A 22,449-nucleotide genomic window follows, 5' to 3' on the forward strand; every position below is an offset into this window, starting at 1 on the left:
AGCTACCGGCACCGGCAAAAGCTTCCTCGCCCAAGGCCTAGCCGTGGCTGCGTGCCGGCATAAACTAACCGCACGCTACTTTAGACTCGCCGACTTAGCCGACGAGTTCGACGCCACAGCCGACGCTGCCTATGAGCGCAAAGCCCTCCTTGAGGAACTGACAAAGCCGGCTGTGTTGGTCATCGACGACTTCCTGGCCACGGACGTATCTGCCTTCGCCTTAGCCCAGGTATTCAACCTCCTGGTCAAGCGGGAGCATTCCTCAACCGTCATCGTCAGCCAGCACGAGCCGGAATACTGGTACAGCGTCTTTAGTGAAAACGCGATCGCCGACGCTGTCCTATCCCGACTTGCAAACAACGGCAGCAAACTCACCCTCATCGGTGAAGACATGCGCACCCGTGACGACTTCCAAGAAGAAAGGGGAACACTTAGCAAACAGCTCAAGCAACGTCAACGGTCCAAACGATAAGCGGGGGTAAAACCGGCTACCGGGCGGCTACCGCCACCCCGGTACCTGGTACCGCCTTACCGGTCCCTAAAACAAGCCCGCGTCATGTTTACTAGCGAGGAAGGGGGATTAGTACGTTTATTTGGTTGATAGGCGCTATCAGGATTGAGGGGAGGGTAGGGCTTGGTCTCGGAAAGTAGACACACCGGGGTCAGGCCCGATCGCGGATGGATCGAATATGTATTTAGCTTGAGCGTGCCAAGTTATTTGAGTGTGGGGTTAGTTTTATAGGTAATTGTCGAAGCTGTCGGGGTAGGCCACGACCATCTGGTTGATGGCTTGTTTCCAGCCGGAAACTCGGGCTCCTTTCATGAGTCTGCCGGCTGTCGCTGAGACTCGTTTGGACTGCTCTTTGCCCTCTGGGCTATGCCACCGCGATTTTGGAGGGAACTGAATGGGTGGACTCCGAAGAGGACGTGGATGAACTCACCGGATACCACTCAGTGTGCCAGGGCCCAGCACCGATTGTGCTGCATTCGGAGTCCAAAGCGGAGGAAGCCGCAGTGCTGGCTGCGCACATTAAGGACTGGACCCAGGGCGAAGAAGACGTCTCCATCGGCGTACTTACCCGTACCAACCAGCGCGGCGAAGAGATCGCCCGCCAATTGGGTGAGCACGACGTAGCCGTCAGTGCTGGCCGCCGCACCTCCACGGAGCGCCCAGTGGCAGTGATGACGATGCACAACGCCAAAGGCTTAGAGTTTACGCACGTCATCCTCCTCGACGTCAACGCCGCGGCCCTCCCTCAGCGTTACCTATTGAGAGGGCTTGCCCCCGCCGAGGCCGATGAAGCTCTTCAACGAGAGCGGGCGCTGCTTTATGTTGCGGCGTCGCGTGCCCGCGACATGCTCCTAGTCAGCGTGGTCGGGGAGGCATCGGAGCTCTTGCCTGCGTAGAGGCGTTTCGGCCGCCAAGAGTATTGCAATGGCCTGGCCTTAGAGCAGGTTTTCGCCGCCGAGTTCGTGCGCCAAGGCGCCCTGGATGGTGGGGTAGCGGAAGGTATGGCCTATATCCTCCAGTACCTGTGGCTTCACACGCTGGTCGGCCAAGGCGAGTTCTTGCGCGCCTTGCTTGCCCAGGAGCAGGGCTGGGCCGAATTGGGGGATCGGCAGTATGGTGGGGCGGTGCAATTCGGCTGCTAAGGCAGAGACGAAGTCCTTATTGAGCACCGGGCCTGGCGATGCCCCATTGACCGGCCCCGCAAGCTTCTCATCCACGATGGCGCGGATATAGGCATCGGTGAGATCGTCTAAGGCGACCCAGCTGTACCAAAAGTTGCCGTCACCAAAGGCGCCGCCAAGCCCTGTGGAAAACAGTGCGCGCAAGAGCGGCAGCAGGCCGGAATTGCCGGACATGACGATGCCGGTGCGGATATTGACCACGCGCTTTCCGGCCTCGCGGGCGGGGTCGCAGGCTCGTTCCCAGTCCGCCACGACATCGGCAAGAAAGCCCTCGCCGCGCTCGGCGTCCTCGGAAAGCAGCTCAGCGCCGCGCTCGGAACCGTAAAAGCCGATGGCAGAGGCGCACACCATCGCCTGCACGGAATCGGTCGCGGCGACCAGGCGGGCGAGGTTTTCGGTGGGGCCCACGCGGGAGTCGCGGATATCGGACTTGTGGCTATCGTTGAAGCGCCCAAAGATGGGTTCGCCGGCCAGGTGTACGAGCACGTCGATGCCCTCGAGGAGATCGGGCCGCGGGTGGTGCGGGCGCCACTCGCGCTGGCCTGCCTCCGCCGTGCCGCGCACCAGCGGGATCACGGTGTGGCCTAAGGTTTGTAGCTGCGCGGTCAGCGCGCTGCCCACACTGCCGCGCGAGCCGGTCATCGCGATGGTCAAGGGCTTGTGGCCAAGTTGGCCTTCGCGCAGGCGGTTTTCAAAGGCAATATCCTCGATGAGCTGGTGCTGCCGATAGGCGAATACCGAGGTGAGGGCCGCGGCGGGAATGCGGGTATCTACCTCGTCCGTGATCAGCGTCCCGTCTGGGTGATCGGCAAAACGGTGCGTATGGCGCCACTTGGCAAATTTGCGGATGGGGGCGTTGACGCACACATCGCTGAAACTATAGCCGGCCTGGTAGCGCGCAAGGTCGTGCTGAGCCGTCCACTGCAAACCACCGGGCAGGGCGAGCAGGGAGGTGCCAGTGCCCAGATCGGTGGCCTGCTGTACCGGCTTCATCAAGGTGAAGGGGGCGTTCAGGCGCGTGAGCGCCCCTGGCCGGGTATGCCATTGCCAGACGTGTTCGCGGGAGGCTGGGACTACGTGCTGCGCGGAGAAACTCACTGCGTGATGCACCTCTTTCGGTTAAGCCTCACCCACGGGGTGGGTAAGGTGCTAGAGTAATACGTGTCTATCAGCATAGACGTCTACAAGTTCATTGACAGGCATCCTTTAAGGACCGCACCGTGAGGCGGGGAAGGAGGTCACGATGAGTGGAACTGACGTGAACGCGAACGAATTGGAGCTTTTAAGCGCCGATGATGTCTCGCGTACCGTTGCACGCATCGCGCACCAGATTATTGAAAAGACGGCGCTCGATTCCGCGGAGGCCCCGCGGGTCATTTTGCTGGGCATTCCCTCAGGCGGAGTGCCCCTAGCGGAGCGCCTCGCGCAAAAGATACACGAGTTTTCCGGGGTCCCCGTTCCATGGGGCTCGCTCGACATCACGTTGTACAGGGACGATTTGCGCAATTTCCCGCACCGCGCCCTGCAACCGACCTCCATCCCAGACGGAGGCATCGATAATGCCACCGTCATCTTGGTCGATGATGTCCTTTATTCCGGCCGCACCATCCGCGCCGCCCTCGATGCAGTGGGCGATGTTGGCCGGCCTTCGATTATCCAGTTGGCCGTATTGGTGGACCGCGGTCACCGCGAAGTCCCCATCCGCGCCGATTATGTGGGCAAGAACCTGCCCACGGCGCGGGAAGAAGATGTCTCCGTATATATCCAGGACATCGATGGCCGCGATGCCGTAGTCCTCACCCGCTCTACGTCCGCGGGCGATGCCGCGCAGATAAGGGGAACGCACTCATGAAACACCTCATCGATAGCGCGGAACTATCCCGCGCAGAGATCATCGGCCTGCTGGATGAGGCCGATCGTTTCCGCGAGGCGCTCGATGGCCGCGAGGTCAAAAAACTGCCGACGCTGCGCGGGCGCACGATTTATACGCTCTTTTATGAAAACTCCACGCGCACGCGCTCGTCCTTTGAAACGGCCGGAAAGTGGATGTCCGCTGACGTTATCAACCTCTCGGCGTCTACCTCGTCCGTGAAAAAGGGCGAGTCCCTCAAAGATACGGGCCTGACGCTGGCGGCCATCGGCGCCGATGCCATCATCATGCGCCACCCCTCTTCCGGCGCGCCGCAACAGCTGGCCCAGTGGGTGGACCCAGATGGCAACGGCCCTGCCGTTATCAATGCCGGCGACGGTGCGCATCAGCACCCGACGCAGGCCTTGCTCGATGCCGTCACGATGCGCCAGCGACTGGGCCTGCGCGGCAATAATGGCTTTGAAGGCCTGAAGGTAAAGATTGTGGGCGATTGCCTGCACTCGCGTGTGGTGCGCTCCAACGTGGATCTCCTGCACACCTTGGGCACGGAGGTCACCCTCGTGGGGCCTGCGACCTTGATGCCGTGGGGCGTGGACAAGTGGCCGGTCCGCGTGTCCTATGACTTTGATGCAGAGCTTGCGGATGCCGATGTCGTGATGATGCTGCGCGTGCAGCAAGAGCGCATGGACGGCGGTTTTTTCCCCTCCCACCGCGAGTACGCGCAGCTCTTCGGGCTCTCGCAGCAGCGCGCCGCGGCGCTGCACAAGGACGCCATTGTCATGCACCCAGGTCCCATGCTGCGCGGCATGGAGATCAACTACGCCGTGGCCGATATGGATAAAACCACGGTATTGCAGCAGGTCAATAACGGTGTCCACATGCGCATGGCAGTGCTTTTTACGCTGCTGACCAATGGGGACAACGCCGGGATTTAAACCGGGCAGAGCATAAGCCACGTAAAAGGGAGAGAAAATGACTACGTACCCAGCTACCGGCCGGCTGTCCGCCCCGGCCGAGAACCCACTACTGATTAAAAATATTCGCCTGTACGGGGAAGGCGAGCCCACCAACGTCCTCATCCGCGGTGGCGTTATTGACGCCATCGGCCCCGAGGTGCAGGCAGAAGGCACCGAGACCATCGACGGCGGCGGCAACGTGTTGCTGCCAGGCCTGGTTGATATGCACGTGCACCTGCGCGAGCCAGGCCGCGAGGATACCGAGACCATCGAGTCCGGTTCCAAGGCCGCGGCCAAGGGCGGGTTTACCGCGGTCTTTACCATGGCCAATACCACGCCGGTCACGGATCAGCCCATCATCGCCGAATCCGTGTGGGCGAAGTCCCAGGCGCTGGGGCTTTGCGATGTCCACCCGGTTGGCTCCATCACCAAGGGCCTAGAAGGCAAGTCCTTGACGGAGTTCGGCATGATGGCGCGTAGCGATGCCAAGGTGCGCATGTTTTCTGATGACGGCAAGTGCGTGCAAAACCCACAGCTCATGCGCCGCGCGCTGGAATACGCCAAGGGAATGGACGTGCTACTGGCCCAGCACGCCGAGGATGACCGCATGACCGGTGGGTCTTCCGCCCACGAGGGCGAAAACGCCGCACGGCTGGGCCTGCGCGGCTGGCCGCGCGTGGCGGAAGAATCCATCGTTGCCCGCGATGCCCTGCTCGCTCGCGATTACGGCAACCGCGTGCACATCTGCCACGCCTCCACGCAGGGCACGGTGGAGCTCCTGCAGTGGGCGAAGGAACACGATATTCCGCTTACCGCAGAGGTCACCCCGCACCACCTGCTGATGACCGATGACAAGCTGCGCACCTATGACGGCCTTTTCCGCGTGAACCCGCCGCTGCGCGAACAGCGCGATACGGAGGCGCTGCGCCAGGCGCTTCTTGATGGGACCATTGACTGCGTCGCCACCGACCACGCGCCGCACGGCTCCGAAGACAAGTGCGTGGAATTCGAAAATGCGCGTCCCGGCATGCTGGGATTGGAGTCCTCGCTGGCGGTCATCGCCAAGCTCTTTGTGGAAACCGGCCTGGCGGACTGGCGCTTTATTGCCCGCGTCATGTCCGAGCGCCCCGCCGAGATCACGCGCCTGCCAGGCCACGGCCGCCCCTTGGAAGTAGGGGAGCCAGCTAACTTAACCATCGTCGACCCGCAACACCACTGGGTATCCGATTCCGCTCAGCTTGCATCCAAGTCCCAGAACAACCCGTACGCGGGCGAGGAATTTGGTGCGCGAGTTACCCACACCATCTTGCGCGGCTCGGTAACGTTCGATCTGAACGCCGCAACCCATGACTAACCTTGCACACAGAAACCAATCAAGGCACAGAAAGGCCACGACGTGACTGATAAAACCCCAGCAATCCTCGTCCTTGCGGATGGGCGTACCTTCCGTGGCTACGGCTTCGGCGCGACCGGCACCACCCTCGGTGAGGCCGTATTTACCACCGCGATGACCGGTTACCAGGAAACGATGACGGATCCGTCCTACCACCGCCAGATCGTCGTCTCCGCCGCCCCGCACATTGGCAATACCGGCTGGAACGATGAGGACAACGAGTCCCACGGCAATAATATCTGGGTCGCAGGCCTGGTTATCCGCGATCTGTCCCGCCGCGTATCCAGCTGGCGCGCCGAGCGCAGCTTGAGCGAAGAAATGCAGGCCCAAGGCGTCATCGGCATCCGCGGCATCGATACCCGCACCCTGGTGCGCCACCTGCGCAACTATGGTTCCATCTCCGCGGGCCTCTTCTCCGGCGAGGCCGCCACCCGGCCCGTCGAGGAACTCCTCGAGGAAGTAAAGAGCCAATCCTCCATGGAGGGCGCGGATCTTGCCGCCGAGGTATCCACCGATAAGCCCTATGTTGTTGAGGCCCAAGGAGAAAAGAAGCACACCATCGTCGCCTTTGACATGGGCGTGAAGTCCGCAACGCCGCGCTACCTCTCCCAGCGCGGCATCGAGACCATCGTAGTGCCGTCAACGACCACCTTTGCAGAAGTTCAGTCCTATAACCCGGATGGCGTCTTTGTCTCCAACGGCCCGGGTGACCCGGCTACTGCCGATGACACCGTTGCCACCATCAAAAAGGTGCTCGCGGCGGACATCCCGTTCTTTGGCATCTGCTTTGGCAACCAGCTGCTCGGGCGCGCGCTGGGCCTAGATACCTACAAGATGAAATTCGGACACCGCGGCATCAACGTCCCGGTACGCAACCTGCTGACTGGCAAGATCGACATCACCTCCCAAAACCACGGCTTCGCGCTGAAAGCGCCAGATAACTACGACCTGGCCGAGAAGGACGCCGAATTCGCCTCGGACTTCGGCCCGGCCCACATCACGCACATCTGCTTGAACGATGACACGGTCGAGGGCGTCGCCCTGCGCAATGGCATGGCCTTTTCGGTGCAGTACCACCCGGAATCCGCCGCCGGCCCGCACGATGCCAACCCGCTCTTTGATCAATTCTTAGAGCTCATGGCCAACCACACCCCGAAAAAGTAGTCACCCAGGAAAAGGAAGAAATATTATGCCAAAGCGCACTGACATTAATCACGTCCTGGTCATCGGCTCCGGGCCCATCGTCATCGGCCAGGCCTGCGAGTTCGACTACTCCGGAACCCAGGCCTGCCGCGTCCTCAAGGAGGAGGGCCTGCGCGTGACCCTGGTGAACTCGAACCCGGCCACCATCATGACCGACCCCGAGTTCGCTGACCACACCTACGTCGAGCCCATCGAACCGGAATACATCGAAAAGATCCTGGTCAAGGAGTCCGAGGAAGGCCACCCCATCGACGCCGTGCTGGCTACCTTGGGCGGGCAAACCGCGCTGAACGCCGCGGTGCAGCTGGACCGCCAGGGCATTTTGGATAAGTACGATATCGAGCTCATCGGTGCCGATATCGATGCCATCGAGCGCGGCGAGGACCGCCAAAAGTTTAAAGACATCGTGGCCTCGGTAGGCGGGGAATCCGCCCGCTCGGCGGTGTGCCACAACATGGATGAGGTCCACGAGACCGTCGACAAGCTCGGCCTTCCCGTTGTGGTGCGCCCGTCTTTTACCATGGGTGGCCTGGGCTCTGGCCTGGCCTTCAATAACGAGGATTTGGACCGCATCGCCGGCGGCGGGCTTGCGGCTTCGCCGGAGGCCAACGTGCTCATCGAGGAATCCATCCTCGGCTGGAAAGAATTCGAGCTCGAGCTCATGCGCGATGGCGATGACAACGTGGTCGTCGTCGCCTCCATCGAAAACGTCGATGCCCTGGGCGTGCATACCGGGGACTCCGTGACCGTGGCGCCGGCGCTGACGCTGACGGACCGCGAGTTCCAGAAGATGCGCGATCTGGGCATCGACATCATCCGCGAGGTCGGCGTTGATACCGGCGGCTGTAATATCCAGTTCGCCTTGAACCCGGATGATGGCCGCATCATCGTCATTGAGATGAACCCACGCGTCTCCCGCTCCTCGGCGCTGGCCTCCAAGGCCACGGGGTTCCCCATTGCAAAGTTGGCCGCGAAATTGGCCATTGGCTATACGTTGGACGAGGTGCAAAATGACATCACCGGCGAAACCCAAGCGGCGTTCGAGCCGACCTTGGATTATGTCATTGTCAAGGCGCCCCGCTTTGCCTTCGAGAAGTTCCCCGGCGCCGATGACACCTTGACCACCACGATGAAATCGGTGGGCGAGGCCATGGGCATCGGCCGCAACTACATCTCCGGCCTGAATAAGGTGATGCGCTCGCTGGAAAACAAGCCCAACGGGTTCTGGACCAAGCCAGATGAGTACTTTGCGGGCGAGCGCGCCACCGACGTGCAGGCGGTGCTCAAGGATCTCGAGCGCCCCACCGAGGGCCGCATGTACGATATCGAGCTGGCCCTGCGCCTTGGCGCTACGGTCGACGAGGTCCACGAGGCCTCCGGCGTGGACCCATGGTTCATCGCGGAGCTCGAGGGCCTGGTGGAATTCCGCCAGGAGCTTGTTGATGCCCCCGTGCTCACCGAGCAGCTCCTGCGCGAGGCCAAGGTCTTTGGGCTTTCCGATGCCCAAATTGCCGCCCTGCGCCCCGAGTTCAACGGCGAAGACGGCGTGCGCAGCCTGCGCTGGCGCATGGGCATTCGCCCCGTCTTCAAGACCGTCGATACGTGCGCCGGCGAGTTCGAGGCGCAAACGCCATACCACTACAGCTCCTATGAGCTGGACCCCGATGCCGAAACCGAGGTCCACCCGGCGCCGGAAGGCTCGAAGGGCAAGGTCATCATCTTGGGCTCTGGCCCGAACCGCATTGGCCAGGGCATCGAATTCGATTACTCCTGCGTGCACGCCGCCCTTGAGCTTTCCCGCAAGGGCTATGAGACCGTGATGGTCAACTGCAACCCTGAGACGGTATCGACCGACTATGACACCGCTGATCGCCTGTACTTCGAGCCGCTGACCTTCGAAGACGTCATGGAGGTCTACCACGCAGAGGCAGCCTCCGGCGAGGTCGCCGGCGTGTTGGTGCAGCTGGGCGGCCAAACCCCGCTGGGTTTGGCCGAGCGCCTCGATGCGGCCGGCGTGCCGGTGGTGGGCACCAGCCCTGCGGCCATCGACTCCGCCGAGGACCGCGGCGAATTCGGCAAGGTACTGGACGCGGCCGAGCTGGCAGCGCCATCGTATGGCACCGCCACCTCCTTCGAGGAGGCCCGGAAGGTCGCGGCCTCCATCGGCTACCCGGTTCTGGTTCGCCCCTCCTACGTGTTGGGCGGCAGCGGCATGGAAATCGTCTACGATGAGCAGTCGCTGGAGAACTATATCGAGCGCGCCACCGAGCTCTCCCCAGACCACCCGGTCTTGGTGGACCGCTTCTTGGACTCGGCCATCGAGATCGACGTCGACGCCCTGTGCGACGGCAACGAGGTCTACTTGGGCGGCGTGATGGAGCACATCGAGGAAGCCGGCGTTCACTCCGGCGACTCCTCCTGCGCCCTGCCGCCGATGACGCTGGGACCAGAGGACATCGACAAGGTACGCGAATCCACGCGCCGCTTGGCCGAGGGCATTGGCGTAAAGGGCCTGATGAACGTCCAGTTCGCCTTGAAGGATGACATCCTTTATGTCATTGAGGCCAACCCGCGCGCATCGCGCACCGTTCCGTTCGTGTCCAAGGCGACCGGCGTGCCGCTGGCTAAGGCCGCCGCCCGCATCATGATGGGATCTACCATCGCGGAACTGCGGGAAGAAGGTCTCATCCCATCGGCCTACGACGGCGGCTCCTTGCCGCTTGACCACCCGATTGCGGTCAAGGAAGCGGTCTTGCCCTTCGAGCGCTTCCGTCGGCCAGACGGCAGCCTTCTCGATACCCTGTTGTCGCCGGAGATGAAGTCCACCGGTGAGGTAATGGGGCTGGCCACCAACTTTGGTGCGGCCTATGCCAAGGGTGAAATCGCCGCCTTTGCCGTGCCGCCCACGGAAGGCACCATCTTCGTCTCCGTGGCCAACCGGGATAAGCGCACCCTGATTTTCCCCATCCAGCGCTTGGCGCGCATGGGCTACAACATCGTCGCTACCGCAGGTACCGCGCAGATGCTGCGCCGCAATGGCATCGAGTGCGAGGTTGCCGTCAAGGTCTCTGAGGCCAAGGAGGGCGAAGAGTCCATCGTGGACAAGATTTTCAACGGCGAGATTGACTGGATTCTCAATACGCCAGCCGGCTCTGCCGGTGCGCGCCACGATGGCTACGATATCCGCGCCGCAGCGGTGCACATGGGCCTGCCGCTCGTCACGGTGGTCCAGGGCATTACGGCGGCGGTGCAGGGCATCGAGGCGCTGCGCCAGGGTGATTTGCAGGTCCGTGCACTTCAGGAGCTTGAGCATGGCCCACGCAACTAAATCCTTTGGCCAGCGCTTGGAAGGCGCCGGCCGCGAGCGCGGGCGGCTTTGCGTAGGCATCGACCCGCACCCGTACCTCTTAGAGCACTGGGGGCTGGAAAATACCGCAGAAGGCCTGCGCACCTTCAGCCTGCGCTGCGTCGAGGCCTTTGCGGACACCGCTGCCTTGGTAAAGCCGCAGGTGGCCTTCTTCGAGCGCTTCGGCGCTGCTGGCTTTGCGGTTTTGGAAGAAACGCTGGCCGGCCTGCGCGAGGCAGGATGCCTGACGGTAGCAGATGCCAAGCGCGGCGATATCGGCTCCACGATGGAAGGCTATGGCGATGCCTGGCTAGGGGAGACCTCGCCGCTGCGCGCTGACTCGGTTACACTTTCGCCATACCTCGGCGTTGGGGCGCTGGGCGCGGCCATTACCATGGCGCAAGAAAACAACCGCGGAGTATTCGTCCTCGCGGCAACCTCTAATCCAGAGGCGCGCGCCATTCAGGCGGTGCCCGCGGGGACTGCGGACTCGATTGCCCAGGCGGTTATCGATGAGTGCGCCGCCTTTAATGCCTCAGCGCTTGAGGCTGGCGTTGCTGGAAGCGTCGGCGTTGTGGTGGGCGCGACCGTCGAGAACCCGCCCCGCTTGGACGCGCTTAATGGCCCGGTGCTGCTTCCCGGCGTCGGCGCCCAGGGGGCGGGTCCCGCGCAGGTGCACTCCACTGTGTCTGCGTGCCCGCAGCTTGGGTTCGCCAATGTCTCGCGCGCCGTCTTGCAACGCGGCCCCCAGGTCGATGACCTGCGCAAAGCGGTGATCGATACCGCAGACCAATTCCGGGATTAGAACACGCGGCGGGGCCAATTAACGGCCGCGCCGTTTACCTGGTATTTTGGTCTAAGCATGTGCGTTGACGTGCTAAAACGAGCGGCCCATCTGGGCCGTTGATCGTCATCGTGTCACTAGCGGTGCTAGGATAATCAGAAGTCGGTGTGCTCGAAGGTTCAGGGTAACTTTCCGCGGTATTTCCATCGCGTTTGGCAGCCGGAATCTGGTACCAAGTATCAGAAGTAATAGAAGCAATCTAATGAATCGGAGGAAACTCGTGGCCCTTCCAAAGTTGACTGATGAGCAGCGTAAGGAAGCTCTCGCAAAGGCCGCTGAGGCCCGCAAGGCTCGCGCTGAGCTCAAGGCTGCGCTTAAGCGCGGCGAGACCGACCTGAAGGACGTGCTGGAAAAGGCTGAGACCGATGAGATCATCGGCAAGACCAAGGTTTCCGCACTCCTCGAGGCTCTGCCTAAGGTTGGCAAGGTCAAGGCCAAGGAAATCATGGAAGATCTGGAGATTGCGCAGACCCGTCGCCTGCGCGGTCTGGGTGAGCGCCAGCGTCGTGCTCTGCTTGAGCGCTTCGGTTACGACGACGAATAATCACGTCTATGGCTGACGTAACTGCTCGCGGTCGCCTCGTCGTGTTGGCGGGTCCTTCCGCAGTGGGGAAATCCACCGTAGTCTCGCGTCTACGGCATGACGTCGAGGGGCTGTATTTCAGCGTGTCTATGACTACGCGCCAGCCCCGCCCCGGGGAGCAAGATGGCGTGGATTATTTCTTCGTCACCCCTGAGGCCTTTCAGGAACGCATTGATGCCGGTGAGATGCTCGAATGGGCAGATATTCACGGCGGATTGCAGCGTTCCGGAACACCCGCCCGGCCCGTAGAAGAGGCCTTGGACGCCGGTCGCCCGGTCCTCGTCGAGGTCGATTTGGCCGGTGCGCGCAGCGTTCGCAAGGCCTTGCCGGAAGCGGATTTGGTCTTCTTGGCCCCTCCTTCCTGGGAGGTGTTGGTAGAGCGCCTGACCGGTCGCGGTACCGAACCGCAAGACGTCATTGATCGTAGGTTGCACACTGCGTACGAGGAACTAGCTGCACAGGATGAGTTTGATCACGTTGTGGTCAATGAAAACCTAGATGAGGCAGTGGCCGCCATTAGTGATATCCTGCGTGGATAGACTCTTCTTTTGACCATCTTCAACCAATGTAAAGGTGCATGTGACTAACGTGACCACCCCTTCTAACACTGAATCCGCGAAGTCGGAACCGGTATTTGATGACCCGATTGGCATTACGGACCCGCCAATCGATGAGCTGTTGGACAAGGTTTCTTCCAAGTACGCCTTGGTAATTTTCGCTGCCAAGCGTGCGCGCCAGATCAATAGCTACTACCAAGAGCAAGATGAAGGCGTCTTTGAGTTCGTCGGCCCACTGGTTAACCCAGAGCCCGGCGAGAAGCCACTGTCCATCGCGCTGCGCGAAATCGACGCAGGCCTGTTGGACCACGAGGAAGGCAAGTAACTAGCGCGCGCTTTCGCGTGCGCACCTTGTGCCTCATTTCAGCCCCGTCCGGCCAACCCCACATGGTTTCACTTTTGTGGAACTACCGTGGTGGCCGGGCGGGGCTCTTGCCATGCCTGCACGGTACGATTGGGCGATGTGACTGACTTAAAATCTCCTCGCAATATCGTGTTGGGCGTTGCCGGTGGCATCGCCGCGTATAAGGCCTGCCACTTGGTGCGCAATTTCAAAGAACATGGCGATAATGTCCGCGTCGTTCCCACAGATAGCGCATTGAACTTCGTAGGTGCCGCCACTTTTGAGGCATTATCCGGAAATCCGGTTTCCACCAGTGTTTTTGAAGCCGTCGAGGACGTTCAACACGTAGCTGTAGGGCAGGAGGCTGATGCCGTGGTCATCGCCCCTGCCACGGCTGACCTCATTGCGCGTTTGGCTGCGGGACGCGCCGATGATCTCTTGACCGCGACAGTGCTGGTGGCAACGTGTCCCATCATTGTGGCGCCTGCCATGCACACCGAGATGTGGAATAACCCAGCGACACAATACAACGTAAAGACCCTGCGCCGGCGCGGAATTACCGTCATGGAGCCGGCACACGGGCGTCTTACCGGAAAGGATACGGGCGCAGGAAGGCTGCCAGACCCAGAACAGATTGCAGCCATCGTACGCACCGAACTCGCTGGCTTTCATATCGACCACAGCTGGTCGGGGCTAAAGGTTGTTATCTCCGCCGGTGGCACGCAAGAGGAATTGGATCCGGTTCGCTATATAGGAAACCGTTCCTCCGGGCGGCAGGGGTTTGCGCTGGCAGAGGTGGCCGCGCACAAGGGTGCGGATGTCACGATTGTGGCCGGCAATACGGCGGAGTTGCCGGTACCGAGCGGCGCTACAATCCGGAATATCGTGTCCGCGCAAGACCTAGAAACCGCGATGCGCGAGGAATCCCGCGATGCCGATATCGTCATCATGGCCGCGGCGGTCGCGGACTACCGGCCTGCGAACGTGGCCGAGTCCAAGATGAAAAAGGGCAAAGCGGATGATGTGCTTGCCGCACTGGAGATGGTGGAAAACCCAGATATTTTGAAGTCTCTCGTAGCAGCGCGCGAGGAGGGTGAGGTGCCGCAGGATTGCGTCATCGTTGGTTTCGCGGCCGAGACGGGAGATGCTGATTCCTCGGCACTGAAGTATGCCCAAGAAAAATTTGCGCGAAAGGGGTGCGACGTCCTGATGGCCAATGAGGTTGGCCGCGGCGTGACCTTTGGCCAGGAAAATAGCGAGGGGTGGATCCTGCGCCGGAACGCGGAACCGCAGCGCGTAGAGCACGGATCTAAGCAGGTAGTCGCGGCGCAGATTCTCAGCGTCGTGAATGAAATGATTGAACCGGGAAATTAAATATTGCGTTTATAGACCGCTTAGTCTAGGGTGGCGATATGATGGGTAGGGGCAGAATGCCTCGGTATCGAATACGTAATAATCAAAGGAAGTTTTTGTGACTGATAACGCTGCAGTGGAAGCTCGTCTTTTTACAAGCGAGTCCGTTACTGAGGGGCACCCAGATAAGATCTGTGACGCCATTTCGGATGCCATCCTGGATGCGCTTTTAGATAAGGATCCGGAGTCCCGCGTCGCCGTGGAAACGCTGGTTACCACCGGCCAAGTACACGTCGTGGGCGAAGTTCGCACCAATGCCTACGTGGAAATCCCGGCTCTGGTGCGTGAGACCCTGAAGTCCATCGGCTTTACCTCTTCCGATGTGGGCTTCGACGGCAATACCTGTGGCGTTAATATCGCCATCGGCGAGCAGTCGCAGGAAATCGGTGCGGGCGTGGATACCTCCACCGAGGCACGCGATCAGGGTGCTGATTATGACGAAGAAAATGACACCGCCGGCGCCGGCGACCAGGGCCTGATGTTTGGTTACGCGTCGAATGAAACTGCGGAGTACATGCCATTGCCTATCGCCTTGGCACACCGCCTGTCCCGCCGCCTGACTCAGGTGCGCAAAGAGGGCATTGTGGACCACCTGCGCCCGGATGGCAAGACCCAGGTGACCTTCGCGTATACCGAGGACAATGAGCCGTCTCACCTGGATACGGTCGTCATTTCTACCCAGCACGATCCTGAGGTAGATAGCAAGTGGCTAGAAACCCACCTGCGCAGCGAGGTGTTGGAATGGGTTATCAAGGACGCCGGCCTTGATAAGTACTACACCGAGGACACCAACCTCTTGGTCAACCCTTCCGGCTCCTTCATTTTGGGTGGCCCGATGGGCGATGCAGGCCTTACCGGGCGCAAGATCATCGTGGATACCTACGGTGGCATGGCCCGCCACGGCGGCGGTGCTTTCTCCGGCAAGGACCCCAGCAAGGTGGACCGCTCTGCGGCCTACGCCATGCGTTGGGTGGCTAAGAATATCGTCGCCGCAGGCCTGGCAGACCGCGCAGAGGTGCAGGTGGCCTACGCCATCGGTCGCGCCAAGCCGGTCGGCCTATACGTCGAGACGTTCGGCACCGCGAAGCAGAACTTGACCGATGAGCACATCCAAGCTGCCGTCAATAAGGTCTTTGACCTTCGCCCAGCCGCCATCATCCGCGAATTGGATCTGCTGCGTCCTATCTACGCCCAGACCGCCGCCTACGGTCACTTCGGTCGCACTGACGTTGACCTGCCTTGGGAGCAGTTGGACCGCGTGGAGGAATTGCGCGCTGCCGCTGGTCTGTAGAATATGGGCTTATGCCTAAGAAAACACCCGCCGCCCGGAAACCGGTCGCGCGGGTGTTGCCTCTTTTAGGGGTTGCTCACCTTGATCGGGGATTTGATTACCTGGTAGATGAGGCCGAATCTGACAGTGCCCAAGCCGGGGTGAAGGTACGCATCCGGTTCAATGGGCGCCTGGTGGATGCGATCATCGTCGAGCGCAAGCATGATTCCGACTTCGGTGGCCAGCTGCGCTTTATTGAGCGAGTCATCTCGCCATTCCAGGTCTACCCACCGCAGCTGTCCCGGCTGGTAGAAGCCCTGGCGGATCGCTATGGCGGGATTTGCTCCGATATCATTCGCTCTGCCATTCCGCCGCGCCATGCAAAGGCAGAAGAAGCGGATTTGGACACCCCGTGGGAAGCTCTCGGCGCAGCCAGCGAGCCCGATTTATCAGGGTGGTCTGCCTATCAGCATGGTGAAACGTTTGTTGATTCCATCTTGGGCGGGAAGTTAGCCCGCGCCGCGTGGCAAATCGCCCCCGGCGATGAATGGGAAGACGCGCTGGCGGCCTTAGCTGCCAAGGTCGCCTTGGGCGGGGGAGGCGTACTTATCGTCGTCCCAGACCAAAAGGTGGTTGATGCCCTGGAAAACGCCCTGCGCGCTGTCGTGGGGCCGAAACAAATCACGGTGCTGACCAATAGTATGGGCCCGCAAGCGCGCTATCGCCGCTATCTTTCGGCCTTGGTGGGCCAGGCGCGAATAGTCATTGGTACGCGCTCGGCGGCTTTTACTCCCGTGGACAACCTCCAGCTAGCTGTTATTTTTGATGACGGTAACGATAACTTGGTGGACAATATCAAGCCCTACGTCCACGCCCGGGAGGTGCTTACCACCCGCTCTGCCTTTGAAAATTGCAGTTTCATTGCGGCCAATCATTCGCGCACGGCAGAAACCCAATTATTGGTGGACTCTGGGTGGGCACACGACCTTATACCGAGCGCCTCAACCATAGAAGCGCGCCGGCCCGATATTTTGGCCATTGGTGCCTACGGGCTGTCCATTTCCCGGGATTTGGAGGGCGGTACGACCTCTGTGCAAGCGCCGGCCTTTCAGGCAGCACAGCAGGCCCTCGACCGCGGTGAACCGGTGCTTGTGCAGGTCCCGCGCAAGGGCTACGCGCCTATTTTGGCTTGTCGAAAGTGCCATTCTCCTGCGCGGTGCCGCCACTGTAACGGGCCATTGGGGTTGCCTCCGAGCTCCGAGCGCTCAAGCGAGGAGGCGGTCATGCCTACCTGCCGCTGGTGTGGGCGCATTGCCACCAATCACCGCTGTACCGAGTGCGGCTCGCCGCGGCTGCGCGCCATAGTTTTAGGCTCTGAACGCACCGCGGAGGAATTGGGGCGCGCCTTTCCCAATACATCCGTTGTGGTCTCCGGCGGAAATAAGGTTGTGGGCTCAATTGAAAATGCCCCGGCATTAGTGATTGCTACCCCTGGCGCCGAGCCGCGGGTGAATGGCGGCGCCTATGGTGCGGCGCTCCTGTTGGACGCGGGCACCTTATTAAACCGGCAAGACTTGCGCGCCACCGAGGACTGCCTGGCCAAATGGGCGCAGGCGGCCACCATGGTCAGGCCGCATTTTAAGGGCGGGCGCGTCATCATCGCCGCGGATCCGGAACTTCCCGTCGTCCGCCACTTCATGAGCTGGGACATGGTCGCGGCCGCGGCAGAGGAATTGTGCGCCCGGCGCGAGGTGCGCTTTCCGCCGGCCGTGCACTTCGCCGCCATCGACGGGGCGGACGCGGCTCTGGATTCCTTCGAGCAGTTGGTGGATCTGCCAGAGCACGCCGAGGTCTTAGGCCCAGTTCCGCTCCCGCCAGGGGACAGCCTCCCCGGGGAATACGATGTGGACCGCTTTGGCCCACCCCAACGCCTGGTGGTGCGCGTCCCGCTGGGGCCGCGATCGCAGCTGGGGCGCGCGCTGCGCAAGGCCAATGCGGCGCGCAGCGCGCGAAAAGATGAATTGCCGCTTCGCATCACGGTCGATCCCATTCACGTGGGCTAGAAGTGTGCATAGACTTAAGCGGTTAGGCAGTACAAGAGAAAGGGATAAATCAGTGGCGGAATTAGACATCAGGCTCTACGGGGATCCCGTACTGAGCACGCGGGCCGAAGAGATTACGACCTTTGATTCCAGCCTGCGCACGCTGGCGCAGAACATGTTGGAGACCATGGATGCCGCCGGCGGGGTGGGGCTCGCGGCGAACCAGGTGGGCATACTCAAGCGCATCTTTGTCTATGACTGTTCGCCTATCCAGGCCGGATTGCGCGGGGTTCTCATCAACCCCGTGTGGACGCCGCTGGGAGAAGACATGCAGACTGGCCTGGAAGGATGCCTATCCATCCCGGGGATTCGCGCCGATACGCCGTGGCACAACCGGGTATTTGTCTCTGGGCGCGATGTAGAAGGCAGGCCGGTGGGGATGGTCGCCTCAGGGCTTTTGGCTCGGTGCATTCAGCATGAAACCGATCACCTTGATGGAGTGTTATTCCTGCGCCGGCTTGGCGATGCCGACCGCAAGGCCGCCATGCGTACCATCCGCGAAGCCGATTGGTTTAATAGCGCGGGGTAGGCGAGCTTCGGCAACGCAGGCAGGCTCGTTGTACCCTAGAATTTTCACCCGAGACCTCGAGGAGACTCATCCAGTATGCGGATTATTTTTGCCGGCACCCCAGAGCCGGCGGTGGTGGCATTGGAGAAATTGCTTGCCTCCAGCCACGAAGTGGTAGCGGTCATTACCCGGCCCGATGCGAAGAAGGGCAGGGGCCGCAGCCTTCACCCGAGCCCGGTCAAGGCCTTAGCGCAAGAGCACGGCATCGAGGTGCTGACCCCATCTACGCTGCGGCCTGGCACGGAGGATGGCGATAACCTGCGCCAGCGCCTGGCGGAGCTGCAGCCAGAGGCCATCCCGGTGGTGGCCTATGGCAATCTCATTAGCAAGGATCTCTTGGATGTCGCGCGCCATGGCTGGGTCAACCTGCACTTTTCCCTTCTTCCCGCCTGGCGGGGTGCGGCACCGGTGCAAGCGGCTATCGCGGCGGGCGATGATATTACCGGCGCGTCCACCTTCCGGATCGAAGAAGGCCTGGATACGGGCCCGGTCTTCGGCACGGTCACAGAAACCATAACCGGGACAGATACTGCGGACGACCTGCTCACGCGCCTGGCGTATTCCGGCGCGGATCTCCTGGTAGCCACCATGGATGGGCTCGAGGCCGGCACGCTGGAGCCGCAGGCCCAAAATGGGGAGGCCACCTATGCGTCGAAAATCTCTACTGCCGCAGCCCGCATCGACTGGACGCAGCCAGCGTTTGCCATTGACCGGCATATCCGCGCCCACACCCCGGGCCCGGGCGCGTGGACGCTGCTTGACGATGCCCGCCTCAAGGTAGGCCCGGTCCGCCTCACCGAGGGCATCGACAAGCTCCTGCAGCCTGGCGAGGCGCTGATTAGCAAGGACGCGGTGTATATCGGGACCGCGACGCAGCCGGTGCAGCTGGATAGGATTCAGCCACCGGGCAAAAAGATGATGAATGCGGCCGATTGGGCGCGTGGATTAGGAAAGAACGCAGAGGTGAGGTTCCAGTGACTGGTGGATTCCGCTCCCGCAGTAAGTCTGGCGACAAGGCGCCGGAGTCTAAACAGCACGGCAAGAACGGCGCGCCCCAACGCGGCGGTGGGCAGCGAGGCAAGGCTCAGCGCGGCCAAGGTCAGCGTAGTTCTGCCCAGCGCGGACGCGGCACACAAGGCCAACGCAACCGCGACTACCGGGATAACCGAGGTAATCGAGGTACTCGGGATGCGGGCGCAAAGAACAAAGGCGCGGGGAAGTCACTTGTGCAGGCAGCCATCGACCAGGGCGTGGATCCGGCCCGCGCTGTCGCCTTCGAGGTGGTGCGCCGGGTAAGCGAAGAGGAGGCGTTTGCCAACCTCGTCTTGCCCAAGGCACTGCGCAAGCAGAAGCTTTCTGGCCGCGATGCCGCATTTGCCACGGAGATTACCTATGGCACCCTGCGCACCCTGGGCGTGCTCGATGCGGTGATCGCGCAGTGTTCTTCGCGCGAGCTTGAGTCAATCTCGCCGGTGGTCATCGATGCGCTGCGCTTGGGCACCTACCAGGTGCTGTATACACGCGTAGAACCCCACGCGGCGGTAGATACCTCCGTCCGGCTCGTTGTAGCAGGTGGGGAAGAAAAAGCTAAAGGATTCGCCAATGGCATCTTGCGCACCATTACCCGCACGCCACCGAATGAGTGGCTCAAGCGGCTCGCCCCAGAAGGCGAAATCGCAGGCCTGGCCTTTAGGCATGCGCACCCAACGTGGATTGCAGAGTCTTTTGCCCGCGTTGTAGACCCCGAGGAATTGCCCGCTGCCCTAGCGGCGGATTCCGAGCGCCCGAGCGTGCACCTAGTGGCGCGTCCAGGCGAAATTTCCGCCGAGGAATTGGCGCTGATTACGGGAAATGAAGAAGGTACCTATTCGCCCTACGCGGTGTATATGGATTCCGGGGACCCAGGCCAATTGGAACCGGTTCAGCAGGGAATGGCCGCGGTACAAGATGAGGGCTCGCAGCTTATCGCCCGCGCGGTCTGCGAGGTGCCCGTCAGCGGTACTGATCAGGGACGTTGGCTCGACCTGTGCGCGGGCCCGGGCGGCAAGGCGGCCCTGATGGGGGCCTTAGCGCGCATCGAATCCGCGCACGTTGATGCGGTGGAGGTATCACCGCACCGCGCGAAACTGATTGAAAAGACCGTGCAGGGGTTGCCGGTGACCGTCCATGTGGCCGATGGCCGCGACCCGCAGGTGGGCTCGGGCTTCGATCGCATCTTAGTGGACGCGCCGTGTTCGGGGCTGGGCGCTTTGCGGCGCCGTCCAGAGGCACGCTGGCGGAAATCTGAAGCCGATATTGCCGAGCTTTCGACATTGCAATTCGAGCTATTGTCCTCTGCTCTCAAGCTCGTGCGGCCGGGCGGGGTCGTGGTGTATTCCACGTGTTCGCCGGATCTGCGCGAAACCCGCGCCATCGTGGACCAGGCGGTAGAAAAGCTGGGCGCCCAGGAGCTGGATGCGCGGGAATTTATCCCTGATATGGGCAATGTGGGCAAAGAAAAATCCGTCCAAATGTGGCCGCACCGCCACGGCACCGATGCCATGTTCATGGCGGTATTGCGGCGCGGCGATGAGGAAGGGCGCTAGGATTAACGGTATGCCTGCACCACTTATTTCTCCGTCAATTTTGGCTGCTGACTTCGCGCGGCTAGGTGAACAACTAGAGGCCATCTCGAATGCCGATTGGATCCATGTAGACATCATGGACGGGCACTTTGTGCCCAACCTTTCCTTCGGTCCGGATATTACGGCCACGGTGAAAAGGTCCACGGATAAGCCGCTTGACGTGCACCTCATGATTGAGGAGCCGGCGAAATGGGTGGAGACTTATATCAAGGCCGGTGCCACCACCATCATTTTCCACGTGGAAGCGGTTGAGGGTGAACTAGCCGCGGTGGAATTGGCAGAAAAGATTCGGGACTTAGGCGCGCGTGCCGCTTTTTCCATCAAGCCGGATACTCCTATCGAGCCGTGGCTGGATAAGCTGCACCATTTTGATGAGGTGCTGGTCATGTCCGTGGAACCAGGTTTTGGCGGGCAGAAATTTATGCCCGCCATGCTGGATAAGGTCCGCGCCCTGCGCGAAAGCATTGACCAGCAGAACCTGGATACCGTCATTGAAATCGATGGCGGCATCGATCCGGAGACCATTGGCTTGGCCGCGGAGGCCGGGTGCGATTCCTTCGTGGCCGGTTCGGCCGTATTCAAAAACGATGATCCAGCGCAGGCTGTGGAAGAACTGCGCGCGCTTGCGGCGCGTTCATAATGGCCGGCGCGATGGATGAAACCAACGTTTCCGGAGCTTTGGTTCAGGCCATGCGGGCCGGTGCGGTGGTGCGCGGTACCACGAGCCCCAATCCACCGGTAGGTGCGGTGATTTTATCCGCAACCGGCGCCGTTGTGGGCATTGGTGCGACCCAGCCGGTGGGCGGTGCCCACGCGGAAGTCATGGCGCTGCGCGCGGCCGGCGAGAAGGCGCGCGGCGGTACGGCCGTGGTTACCCTGGAGCCGTGCGCACATACGGGCAGGACGGGTCCCTGCGCCACCGCACTTATCGATGCCGGAATTGCCCGCGTGTACTACCTGCATGCCGACCCCACACCACAAGCAGGCGGGGGAGCGCAGGCCTTAGCCGCAGCCGGGGTTGAGGTGGGCCAGCTCACCGCACCAGATGGCGTCGAAGACGCGGTGCTTGCATGGTTGCGCGCTGTGAAGCTACAACGCCCGCATGTCACCCTGAAATTTGCGCAGACCCTAGATGGATTTACCGCTGCCGCCGATGGCACGAGCCAGTGGATCACCGGGCCTAAGGCCCGCGAGTGGGTCCACGCCGATAGGGCGCGGCGCGACGCCATCATCATCGGCACCGGCACCGCGCTTGCCGATAACCCCTCGCTTACTGCACGTAATGGCGATGGGAGCCTGCGGGAGCACCAGCCGCGCCGGGTGGTCATCGGCAAGCGCGAGCTCCAGGCCGCCGGTGAGAAGGCCTCTCACCTGCAGCAACTGGGATTCGAACAATATGACACCATCGAGGGCGCGTTGAAGGAGCTGTATGCCAGCGGCGCGCGGAACGTCTTGGTTGAAGGTGGGGCGGGACTAGCCCAGAGCTTCATCGAGGCCGGTGTTGTGGACGCGCTTGCTGCGTATATTGCCCCTATTTTGCTAGGCCAGGGGCGCGGGGTTCTGGCAAATGCGGTGGCGCACACGCTTGCCGATGCCCCACGTTTTACCACCGTGCGCACCACCAACCTCGGGCCCGATGTCCTCATCGAATACGAGGCGCGGAACGAGCGTTAAAAGATTAGATA

20 protein-coding genes are annotated in these 22,449 nt (G+C 61.5%); 19 read left to right on the forward strand and 1 reads right to left on the reverse strand.

Annotation, left to right across the window (positions count from 1 at the left end):
• On the forward strand, positions 1-472 hold a 472-nt coding region (locus QP970_RS03575; protein WP_284869647.1), incomplete at its 5' end, for an ATP-binding protein.
• A gap of 437 nt (positions 473-909) precedes the next feature.
• Positions 910-1,407 carry a 3'-5' exonuclease gene (locus QP970_RS03580; RefSeq protein ID WP_284771925.1) on the forward strand — a complete coding sequence of 166 codons (498 nt, stop codon included), beginning with the start codon at positions 910-912 and terminating at the stop codon, positions 1,405-1,407.
• 39 nt (positions 1,408-1,446) lie between these two features.
• On the opposite strand, the gene QP970_RS03585 is transcribed toward QP970_RS03580, so the two are convergent.
• The gene (locus QP970_RS03585) at positions 1,447-2,790 is read right to left on the reverse strand and encodes a TIGR01777 family oxidoreductase (RefSeq protein WP_284771924.1); all 1,344 of its coding nucleotides are present in this window, start codon (positions 2,788-2,790) and stop codon (positions 1,447-1,449) included.
• 145 nt (positions 2,791-2,935) lie between these two features.
• On the opposite strand from QP970_RS03585, the gene pyrR reads away from it, so the two are divergent.
• From pyrR to ribD, 17 genes are all read left to right on the forward strand, one after another.
• On the forward strand, positions 2,936-3,544 hold the full coding sequence (gene pyrR / locus QP970_RS03590) for a bifunctional pyr operon transcriptional regulator/uracil phosphoribosyltransferase PyrR (protein WP_284771923.1): 609 nt from the start codon (positions 2,936-2,938) through the stop codon (positions 3,542-3,544).
• Positions 3,541-4,497, forward strand: coding sequence for an aspartate carbamoyltransferase catalytic subunit (locus QP970_RS03595; RefSeq protein ID WP_284771922.1), 957 nt, complete (start codon positions 3,541-3,543; stop codon positions 4,495-4,497). The genes pyrR and QP970_RS03595 overlap by 4 nt, the downstream gene beginning before the upstream one ends.
• Before the next feature lie 37 nt (positions 4,498-4,534).
• On the forward strand, positions 4,535-5,872 hold the full coding sequence (locus QP970_RS03600; protein WP_284771921.1) for a dihydroorotase: 1,338 nt from the start codon (positions 4,535-4,537) through the stop codon (positions 5,870-5,872).
• A 42-nt stretch (positions 5,873-5,914) separates the two neighbouring features.
• Positions 5,915-7,075: a glutamine-hydrolyzing carbamoyl-phosphate synthase small subunit gene (gene carA, locus QP970_RS03605; protein WP_284771920.1), complete on the forward strand. Its 1,161-nt coding sequence runs from the start codon at positions 5,915-5,917 to the stop codon at positions 7,073-7,075.
• 25 nt (positions 7,076-7,100) lie between these two features.
• Entirely contained in the window at positions 7,101-10,442 is a 3,342-nt protein-coding gene (gene carB / locus QP970_RS03610; protein WP_284771919.1) for a carbamoyl-phosphate synthase large subunit, read from the forward strand.
• Entirely contained in the window at positions 10,426-11,265 is an 840-nt protein-coding gene (gene pyrF, locus QP970_RS03615) for an orotidine-5'-phosphate decarboxylase (protein ID WP_284771918.1), read from the forward strand. The genes carB and pyrF overlap by 17 nt, the downstream gene beginning before the upstream one ends.
• 259 nt (positions 11,266-11,524) lie before the next feature.
• Positions 11,525-11,848 (forward strand): integration host factor, actinobacterial type, encoded by a 324-nt coding sequence (mihF, locus tag QP970_RS03620; RefSeq protein WP_023017443.1) that lies wholly within the window; start codon positions 11,525-11,527, stop codon positions 11,846-11,848.
• An 8-nt stretch (positions 11,849-11,856) separates the two neighbouring features.
• A complete protein-coding gene (gmk, locus tag QP970_RS03625; protein WP_284869650.1) occupies positions 11,857-12,426 on the forward strand; it encodes a guanylate kinase in 570 nt (189 codons plus the stop codon).
• Positions 12,427-12,466: 40 nt separating this feature from the next.
• Complete coding sequence (rpoZ, locus tag QP970_RS03630; protein ID WP_005279075.1) at positions 12,467-12,769, forward strand: DNA-directed RNA polymerase subunit omega; 303 nt, start codon at positions 12,467-12,469, stop codon at positions 12,767-12,769.
• A gap of 138 nt (positions 12,770-12,907) precedes the next feature.
• Entirely contained in the window at positions 12,908-14,161 is a 1,254-nt protein-coding gene (gene coaBC / locus QP970_RS03635) for a bifunctional phosphopantothenoylcysteine decarboxylase/phosphopantothenate--cysteine ligase CoaBC (RefSeq protein WP_284869651.1), read from the forward strand.
• Between the two features lie 97 nt (positions 14,162-14,258).
• Complete coding sequence (gene metK / locus QP970_RS03640; RefSeq protein WP_023022480.1) at positions 14,259-15,491, forward strand: methionine adenosyltransferase; 1,233 nt, start codon at positions 14,259-14,261, stop codon at positions 15,489-15,491.
• Positions 15,492-15,502: 11 nt separating this feature from the next.
• Complete coding sequence (locus tag QP970_RS03645) at positions 15,503-17,533, forward strand: primosomal protein N' (RefSeq protein ID WP_284869652.1); 2,031 nt, start codon at positions 15,503-15,505, stop codon at positions 17,531-17,533.
• 52 nt (positions 17,534-17,585) lie between these two features.
• Entirely contained in the window at positions 17,586-18,101 is a 516-nt protein-coding gene (def, locus tag QP970_RS03650; protein WP_284869653.1) for a peptide deformylase, read from the forward strand.
• Between the two features lie 75 nt (positions 18,102-18,176).
• Positions 18,177-19,118: a methionyl-tRNA formyltransferase gene (gene fmt, locus QP970_RS03655; RefSeq protein WP_284869654.1), complete on the forward strand. Its 942-nt coding sequence runs from the start codon at positions 18,177-18,179 to the stop codon at positions 19,116-19,118.
• Positions 19,115-20,725 (forward strand): RsmB/NOP family class I SAM-dependent RNA methyltransferase, encoded by a 1,611-nt coding sequence (locus QP970_RS03660; RefSeq protein WP_411702211.1) that lies wholly within the window; start codon positions 19,115-19,117, stop codon positions 20,723-20,725. Before fmt ends, QP970_RS03660 begins: the two co-directional genes overlap by 4 nt.
• Positions 20,726-20,735: 10 nt before the next feature.
• The gene (gene rpe / locus QP970_RS03665; protein ID WP_284869655.1) at positions 20,736-21,404 is read left to right on the forward strand and encodes a ribulose-phosphate 3-epimerase; all 669 of its coding nucleotides are present in this window, start codon (positions 20,736-20,738) and stop codon (positions 21,402-21,404) included.
• Positions 21,405-21,415: 11 nt separating this feature from the next.
• Positions 21,416-22,438, forward strand: a complete 1,023-nt coding sequence (ribD, locus tag QP970_RS03670; RefSeq protein ID WP_411702209.1) for a bifunctional diaminohydroxyphosphoribosylaminopyrimidine deaminase/5-amino-6-(5-phosphoribosylamino)uracil reductase RibD — start codon at positions 21,416-21,418, stop codon at positions 22,436-22,438.
• Positions 22,439-22,449 lie beyond the last annotated feature (11 nt).

Source organism: Corynebacterium sp. MSK073, assembly GCF_030232085.1.
Lineage (GTDB): Bacteria > Actinomycetota > Actinomycetes > Mycobacteriales > Mycobacteriaceae > Corynebacterium.

Coding starts and splice junctions, on each gene's coding strand:
- rpe (WP_284869655.1), top strand. CDS start 20,736: ATGCCTGCACCACTTATTTCTCCGTCAATTTTGGCTGCTGACTTCGCG.
- gmk (WP_284869650.1), top strand. CDS start 11,857: ATGGCTGACGTAACTGCTCGCGGTCGCCTCGTCGTGTTGGCGGGTCCT.
- QP970_RS03645 (WP_284869652.1), top strand. CDS start 15,503: ATGCCTAAGAAAACACCCGCCGCCCGGAAACCGGTCGCGCGGGTGTTG.
- pyrF (WP_284771918.1), top strand. CDS start 10,426: ATGGCCCACGCAACTAAATCCTTTGGCCAGCGCTTGGAAGGCGCCGGC.
- QP970_RS03595 (WP_284771922.1), top strand. CDS start 3,541: ATGAAACACCTCATCGATAGCGCGGAACTATCCCGCGCAGAGATCATC.
- pyrR (WP_284771923.1), top strand. CDS start 2,936: ATGAGTGGAACTGACGTGAACGCGAACGAATTGGAGCTTTTAAGCGCC.
- QP970_RS03600 (WP_284771921.1), top strand. CDS start 4,535: ATGACTACGTACCCAGCTACCGGCCGGCTGTCCGCCCCGGCCGAGAAC.
- ribD (WP_411702209.1), top strand. CDS start 21,416: ATGGATGAAACCAACGTTTCCGGAGCTTTGGTTCAGGCCATGCGGGCC.
- fmt (WP_284869654.1), top strand. CDS start 18,177: ATGCGGATTATTTTTGCCGGCACCCCAGAGCCGGCGGTGGTGGCATTG.
- carB (WP_284771919.1), top strand. CDS start 7,101: ATGCCAAAGCGCACTGACATTAATCACGTCCTGGTCATCGGCTCCGGG.